Raw genomic sequence first — 6,322 nt, forward strand, 5'->3', positions numbered from 1 at the left:
GGTTCCCGGGTTGCGAACAGTTTCGCACCGGTTGAACCAGTATGTACTCAATTGAAGAGTGTGCTTGTTCGCTAGAGACCCGATAGGGTTTCGGTGGTCATAGCGTGAGGGAAACGCCCGGTTACATTTCGAACCCGGAAGCTAAGCCTCATTGCGCCGATGGTACTGCAGGGGGGACCCTGTGGGAGAGTAGGACGCCGCCGAACAATCTTTGAAGGGCCCGTGGTCCAGCGTTCAACGCTGGGCTACGGGCCCTTTTTTGTTTTGTCCTTTTCTGCATGATGCGCACCCGAAAGCCGGTTGCGCGAGAATGACTGCGTCACCCGAAGACAGGAGCTCAACCCATGTCCCCCAACTCCTCCGACGATCGTCCCGACCGCGAGCAGCCTCGTCGGGACAACAGTGGTGACCGGGGCGGGTTCCGTGGGGGCCGTGACGACCGTGGTGGCCGCCCGAGCGGCCCGCGTCGTGACGACCGCCCCAGTAGTCCTCGGCGTGACGACCGTGGTCGTGACGATCGCGGTGGCCGGCCCACCAACAGCGGTGGCAGCGGCGGCGGTTTCGCGCGTCGTGACGACCGTCCCAGCGGGCCGCGGCGTAGTGACGACCGGCGCGACGACCGTCCCTCCTTCCGTCGTGACGACCGCGGCGACCGTCCCAGCGGTCCGCGCCGTGACGACGACCGTGGTGGACGCCCCAGTACAGGTGGCCGTCCCAGCACCGGAGGCCGTCCCACCAGCGGTGGGCGTCCGACCGGCGGTGGCCGCCCCACCGGTGGCGGTCGTCCGACGAGCGGTGGACGTCCGACCGGCGGTCGTGACGATCGCGGCGGCCGTCCCACCAGCGGTGGCGGCGGCTACGGGCGTCGTGACGACCGGCCGAGCGGTCCGCGCCGCGAGGACGACCGTGGTGGACGCCCCAGCACAGGCGGACGTCCGAGCACGGGTGGCCGTCCCAGCAGTGGCGGACGTCCGACCGGCGGTGGACGTCCGACCGGCGGTCGTGACGATCGCGGCGGCCGTCCCACGACCAGCGGTGGCGGCGGCGGTTACGGCCGGCGTGACGACCGTGACCGTGGCGGATACCGCGGGCGTGACGACAACCGGCGCGACGACAGCCGTGGTGGCGGCTACACCCGCCGTGACGACCGTGAGCGGGACAGGGAGCCGATCAAGCGGCTGCCGATTCCCGACGAGGTCACCGGGTTCGAGATCGACAAGAGCGTCCGGCAGGAGCTGATGAGCCTGCCGAAGACCCTCGCCGACGACGTCGCCAGGAACCTCGTCATGGTCGCCCAGCTCATCGACGACGACCCGGAGCAGGCCTACGCCTACTCGCGTATCGCCCTGCGGCTCGCCTCCCGTGTCTCAGCCGTGCGCGAGGCCGCAGGCTTCGCCGCGTACGCGACGCAGAAGTACGGTGAGGCGCTGGCCGAGTTCAGGGCTTCGCGTCGGATGACCGGCGGCGTGGACCTGTGGCCCGTCATGGCGGACTGCGAGCGCGGCCTCGGCCGCCCCGAGCGTGCCATGGCGATGGCCGGCGAGCCCGAGGTGCGGAAGCTCGACAAGGCGGGGCAGGTCGAGATGCGGCTGGTCGCCGCCGGCGCCCGCAGGGACATGGGGCAGATCGACGCCGCCATCGTGACCCTGGAGAGCCCGGAGTTGGGGTCCAGCGCCATTCATCCGTGGACCTCGCGGCTCCGTTACGCGTACGCCGACGCGCTGCTGTCGGCCGGGCGTGAGGACGAGGCGCGCGAGTGGTTCGCCAAGACGATCGAGGCCGACAAGGACGGGGCGACGGACGCGTCCGACCGCCTCGCCGAGCTGGACGGGATCGAGTTCGTCGATGCCGAGGCGGCCGACGACGAAGGCGACGACCAGGACGACAGCGACGACGTGGCCGACGACAAGAAGTGACGAAGTGACCGTGTAGTCCGACGAGAGGGCGGCGCCGGAATCCCGAACAGGGTTCCGGCGCCGCCCTTTTGCGTTGCCCCGCAGAAGCCGCACTCAGCTCGGCGTGAGGCTCCTCATCACCAGGCCCGTCGCCGGCTTCGGGCCGAACGACGTCGATTTGCGCGGCATCGTGACGCCCTGGCGGGCCAAGTCCCGTACGACGTCCTCGCGTACCGGATGCAGCAGCACGGCGGTCGATCCGTTGCGCTCGGCGTGCTCGACCGCGGCGTCGGTCTCGTGGATGTACGCGATGTGTTCGCGGTCGTCCGGGATCCGCAGAATGTGGTCGAGCAGCGTGCTGTGCAGCACCGTCGCGTCCAACTCCCGCCAGGCCGCGGGGCGGTCGGCCGGGATCGTCCGGGCCAGCAGTCCGGGGTCCGGGCGGTCGACCAGATGGAAACGGCCGTCCCCGGCGAGCAGGAACGCGGTTCCTTTTTCGGTGGCCGCGCCGAGGGCGTCCAGGGCGTCCGGGAGCGGGCCCTCGATCGTGCGGACACGGAAGGCGCCGTCGAGGGCGTCGATCGCGCGGGCCACCGGTATGCCGTGCAGCAGCCGGTGGATGGCCCGTACCCGCAGCGGATAGCGGTTGGTGTCGACGAGCAGGACCAGTCCGTAGCTCCACGGTCCGCCGGCCGCGTGCTCCGTACGCAGCCGGAGGTACGTCGCCCACCGGTGGTGGCCGTCCGCGATCAGTGCCTGATGGCTGCCCAGGTCCGCGGCGATCGCGGCGAGTTCGGCGGGATCGGTGACGGACCACAGCCGGTGGCTGAAGCCGTCCTCGGTGGTGGTGGCGAGCAGCGGGGTCCGGCCGGCCGTGCGCTCGATGACCGCCGCCGTGCCGGTCGTACCGTCGTCGCCGCCGGGGTAGGTCAGCAGCAGCGGTTCCAGGTTGGTCGCCGTCGTACGCATCAGGGCCGCGCGGTCCGCCACGATGTCGGGCATCACGTCCTCGTGCGGCAGCACGATGCCGTCCGCCGGTTCGGAGAGGGCCAGCGCGCCGATGACGCCGCGCTGCAACACCTCGTCCCTGCGCTGCTCGTAGACGTAGAGCGCGGGTTCGGGGTCCGGGGCGATGACGCCCTCGCTCCGCCAGCGCGCCAAGGTCTCCGCGGCCTGCCGGTGGCGCTCGTCGGCTGTCGGGGCCTGCGGCAGGATGAGCCGGACGATGTTGTGGGGATCCGCCGATTCGAGATGCTGCAGTCCGTCCGGCCTGATGACGACGTCGTACGGCGGTGACGTCACGGCGGCGAGGCTGCCGACCAGTTCGGGGACGTATCGCAGGCCGCGGAAGGGGAGCAGCCGCAGTCCGTCGGGCGCCGCACCTGTCGTCTTCATCTGTGCATGGTATGTGGGATGCGGCTATGAGCGATGATCTGGGGGATGGTCCCGAGCGAGGAGCGGAAGACGGATGAGTCAGCAGGGCAGGTCCAGGCCGGGCAGCAGTGGCGAAGCGCTGGACAAGACGTACGACACGGCTCTGCTCGATCTTGACGGTGTGGTGTACGCGGGCGGTTCCGCCATCGCGCATGCCGTCGAAGCGCTCGGCACGGCGCGGGACGCGGGGATGCGTCTGGCGTACGTGACGAACAACGCGCTGCGGACGCCGGACGCCGTCGCCGGGCATCTGACGGAGCTGGGGGTGCCGGCCGAGGCGGCCGATGTGATCACGTCGGCGCAGGCGGTGGCGCGGCTGATCGCCGAGCAAGTGCCCGCAGGGGCCAGGGTGCTGGTCATCGGCGGGGAGGGGCTGCGGGTCGCGCTGCGCGAGCGCGGGCTTGAACCGGTGGAGTCGGCGGACGACGATCCCGCCGCGGTCGCCCAGGGGTACGGCGGGCCCGACCTCGCCTGGGGCAGGTTCGCCGAGGCCGGGTACGCGGTGTCCCGGGGCGTGCCGTGGTTCGCTTCGAACACGGACCTGACGATTCCGAGCGGGCGCGGCATCGCGCCGGGCAACGGGGCGGCCGTCGAGGTCGTACGGATCGCGACCGGCGCCGAACCGCAGGTCGCGGGCAAGCCGTTGCCGCCGATGCACCGGGAGACGATCCTGCGGACCGGCGCGAAGCACGCCCTGGTCGTGGGGGACCGGCTGGACACGGACATCGAGGGCGCGTTCAACGGCGAGGTGGACTCGCTGCTGGTGCTGACCGGAGTGACGGACGCCGCGCATCTCCTGGCCGCCGAGCCCAAGCACCGGCCGACGTACGTGGACGCGGATCTGCGCGGACTGCTGACCGGGCAGCCCGAAGTGACGGACACCGACGGCGGCTTCGGCTGCGGCGGGTGGACGGCGTCCGTGCGCGACGACGCGTTCGTCCTCGACGGGGACGGCGCCGCGCTGGACGGGCTGCGTGCGCTGTGCGCCGCTGCCTGGACGCAGGCCGGGGAAGGCTCCTGCACGCTCGACGCGGGGAAGGTGCTGGCGAAGCTGGGTCTCTGAGCGGTACGGCGCTGAGGGGCGTCGGCAAGGGCTCTGAGCAGGCACGCAGCCCCCCTCGAAGGGCGGCCTGTCAGGGTAGGCTAGCCTAACTTGCGTGTTGGTCGACCGTCCCTCCGAACAGCGCGCGGAGCCCCTGCCCGCAGCGCCGCCCGCGCGCCGCACCCTGCGCGCCGCCGGGTTGCTGCTCGCTCTCTGCGTGCTGCTCCTGGTGTGTGTCGCGAGCATCGCCGTCGGCGCGAAGTCGATTTCGCCCGCCGACGTGTGGCACGGGCTGTTCCACGCGTCGGGCACCGACAACGACGTGATCGTCACCGACGTACGGCTGCCGCGCACCGTCCTCGGGCTGCTCGTCGGCGCCGCCCTCGGGCTGGCCGGCGCCGTGATGCAGGCACTCACCCGCAACCCGCTCGCCGAGCCGGGGCTGCTGGGTGTCAACGCCGGTGCCTCGGCGGCCGTCGTCTCCGCGATCAGCTTCCTCGGCGTCACCTCACTGACCGGGTACGTGTGGTTCGCCTTCGCCGGCGCCGCCGTCGTGTCCGTGGCGGTCTACGTCCTCGGTGGCAGCCGTGGCGCCACCCCCGTACGGCTCGCGCTCGCCGGTACGGCGGCGAGCGCCGCGCTGTTCGGCTATGTCAACGCCGTCCAGCTGCTGGACTCGGCCGCGCTCGACCGGCTGCGGTTCTGGACGGTCGGCTCGCTCGCCTCCGCCGACATGTCGACCGTCGGCAAGGTGTGGCCGTTCATCGCGGCCGGTGTGCTGCTCGCGCTGCTGATCGCCCGCCCGCTGAACGCGATGGAGATGGGCGACGACACGGCGCGCTCCCTGGGCGCGCGGCTGACCCGTACGCGCGTGCTCGCGATGCTCTCCGTCACCCTGCTGTGCGGGGCCGCGACCGCAGCGTGCGGGCCGATCGTCTTCATCGGGCTGATGGTGCCCCATCTCGTCCGTACCGTCACGGGCCCGGACATGCGCTGGATCCTGCCGTACGCGGCGGTGCTCGCGCCGGTGCTGCTGCTCGGCTCCGACGTGCTGGGCAGGGTCGTGGCCCGGCCTTCGGAACTGCAGGTCGGCATCGTCACCGCGCTGATCGGCGGGCCCGTCTTCGTCCAACTCGTCCGCCGCAAGAGGATGGCCCAGCTGTGAGCGCGCCGACACGGGTGATCCGTACGCCCGGTGGACTGTCCGTACGGTTCGACGGCCGCTCCGGTCTCGTCCTGCTCGTGCTGACGGTGGCGGCGCTCGCCGTCGGGGTCGTCCTGATCGGCAGCGGCGACTTCGCGATGTCGCCGGGCGACGTCGTGGCCACCCTGTTCGGGAAGGGCACGGTCTCGCAGGAGTTCATCGTCCGTGACCTGCGGCTGCCCCGGGTGCTCGTGGGGCTGCTGGTGGGCGGGGCGCTCGGGATCGGCGGGGCCGTTTTCCAGTCCGTCAGCCGCAACCCGCTCGGCAGCCCCGACGTGATCGGCTTCGGCCAGGGCGCGACCGTCGGCGCCCTCGGGGTGATCGTGATCTTCCACGGCGGCGCCGCTGCCGTCTCGGCGGGTGCGCTGGCCGGCGGGCTGCTGACCGGCGCCGGTATCTACCTGCTGGCCTGGAAGCGCGGCGTGCACGGCTACCGTCTCGTCCTCGTCGGTGTCGGCGTCGCCGCGATGCTCACGGCCGTCAACTACTACCTGATCACCAAGGCCGACCTGAACGACGCGACGCGGGCCGTGCTGTGGATGACCGGCACGCTCGACGGCCGTGACTGGACGCAGGTCTGGCCGCTGCTGGCCCTCTGCGCCGTGCTCGCGCCGCCGGTCGTCGGATACGCCAGGCCGCTGCGGGTGATGGAGATGGGCGACGACGCGGCGTACGCGCTCGGCATACCGGTCGAGCGGGTACGGGTGCTGCTGATGGGGGCGGCGGCGCTGCTCGTGGCGGCGGCGA

6 protein-coding genes and 1 rRNA gene are annotated in these 6,322 nt (G+C 71.7%); 6 read left to right on the forward strand and 1 reads right to left on the reverse strand.

Annotation, left to right across the window (positions count from 1 at the left end; translation table 11 throughout):
- Window positions 1-89: 89 nt before the first annotated feature.
- The 3 genes from rrf (at window position 90) to HY68_RS43910 (ending at window position 1,916) form a co-directional block, all read left to right on the forward strand.
- Window positions 90-206 (forward strand): 5S ribosomal RNA (rrf, locus tag HY68_RS21075).
- Window positions 207-432: 226 nt separating this feature from the next.
- Window positions 433-1,239, forward strand: coding sequence for a hypothetical protein (locus HY68_RS43905; RefSeq protein ID WP_198533445.1), 807 nt, complete (start codon window positions 433-435; stop codon window positions 1,237-1,239).
- The gene (locus HY68_RS43910; RefSeq protein ID WP_198533425.1) at window positions 1,179-1,916 is read left to right on the forward strand and encodes a tetratricopeptide repeat protein; all 738 of its coding nucleotides are present in this window, start codon (window positions 1,179-1,181) and stop codon (window positions 1,914-1,916) included. Before HY68_RS43905 ends, HY68_RS43910 begins: the two co-directional genes overlap by 61 nt.
- A gap of 93 nt (window positions 1,917-2,009) precedes the next feature.
- Here the strand turns inward: HY68_RS43910 and HY68_RS21085 are convergent, their stop codons facing one another.
- Entirely contained in the window at window positions 2,010-3,290 is a 1,281-nt protein-coding gene (locus tag HY68_RS21085; protein WP_041991127.1) for a DUF1015 domain-containing protein, read from the reverse strand.
- A 73-nt stretch (window positions 3,291-3,363) separates the two neighbouring features.
- Between HY68_RS21085 and HY68_RS21090 the strand changes: the two genes are divergently transcribed.
- From HY68_RS21090 to HY68_RS21100, 3 genes are all read left to right on the forward strand, one after another.
- Window positions 3,364-4,392 carry an HAD hydrolase-like protein gene (locus HY68_RS21090; RefSeq protein ID WP_041991128.1) on the forward strand — a complete coding sequence of 343 codons (1,029 nt, stop codon included), beginning with the start codon at window positions 3,364-3,366 and terminating at the stop codon, window positions 4,390-4,392.
- 133 nt (window positions 4,393-4,525) lie between these two features.
- Window positions 4,526-5,536 (forward strand): iron chelate uptake ABC transporter family permease subunit, encoded by a 1,011-nt coding sequence (locus tag HY68_RS21095; RefSeq protein WP_041996741.1) that lies wholly within the window; start codon window positions 4,526-4,528, stop codon window positions 5,534-5,536.
- On the forward strand, window positions 5,533-6,322 hold a 790-nt coding region (locus tag HY68_RS21100; protein WP_041991130.1), incomplete at its 3' end, for an iron chelate uptake ABC transporter family permease subunit. The genes HY68_RS21095 and HY68_RS21100, both read left to right, overlap by 4 nt.

The sequence above is a fragment of the Streptomyces sp. AcH 505 genome (genome assembly GCF_000818175.1).
GTDB lineage: Bacteria > Actinomycetota > Actinomycetes > Streptomycetales > Streptomycetaceae > Streptomyces.

Excerpts from the sequence above, each read along its gene's own strand:
- HY68_RS21085 (WP_041991127.1), bottom strand. The coding sequence starts at position 3,290 with ATGAAGACGACAGGTGCGGCGCCCGACGGACTGCGGCTGCTCCCCTTC.
- HY68_RS21090 (WP_041991128.1), top strand. The coding sequence starts at position 3,364 with ATGAGTCAGCAGGGCAGGTCCAGGCCGGGCAGCAGTGGCGAAGCGCTG.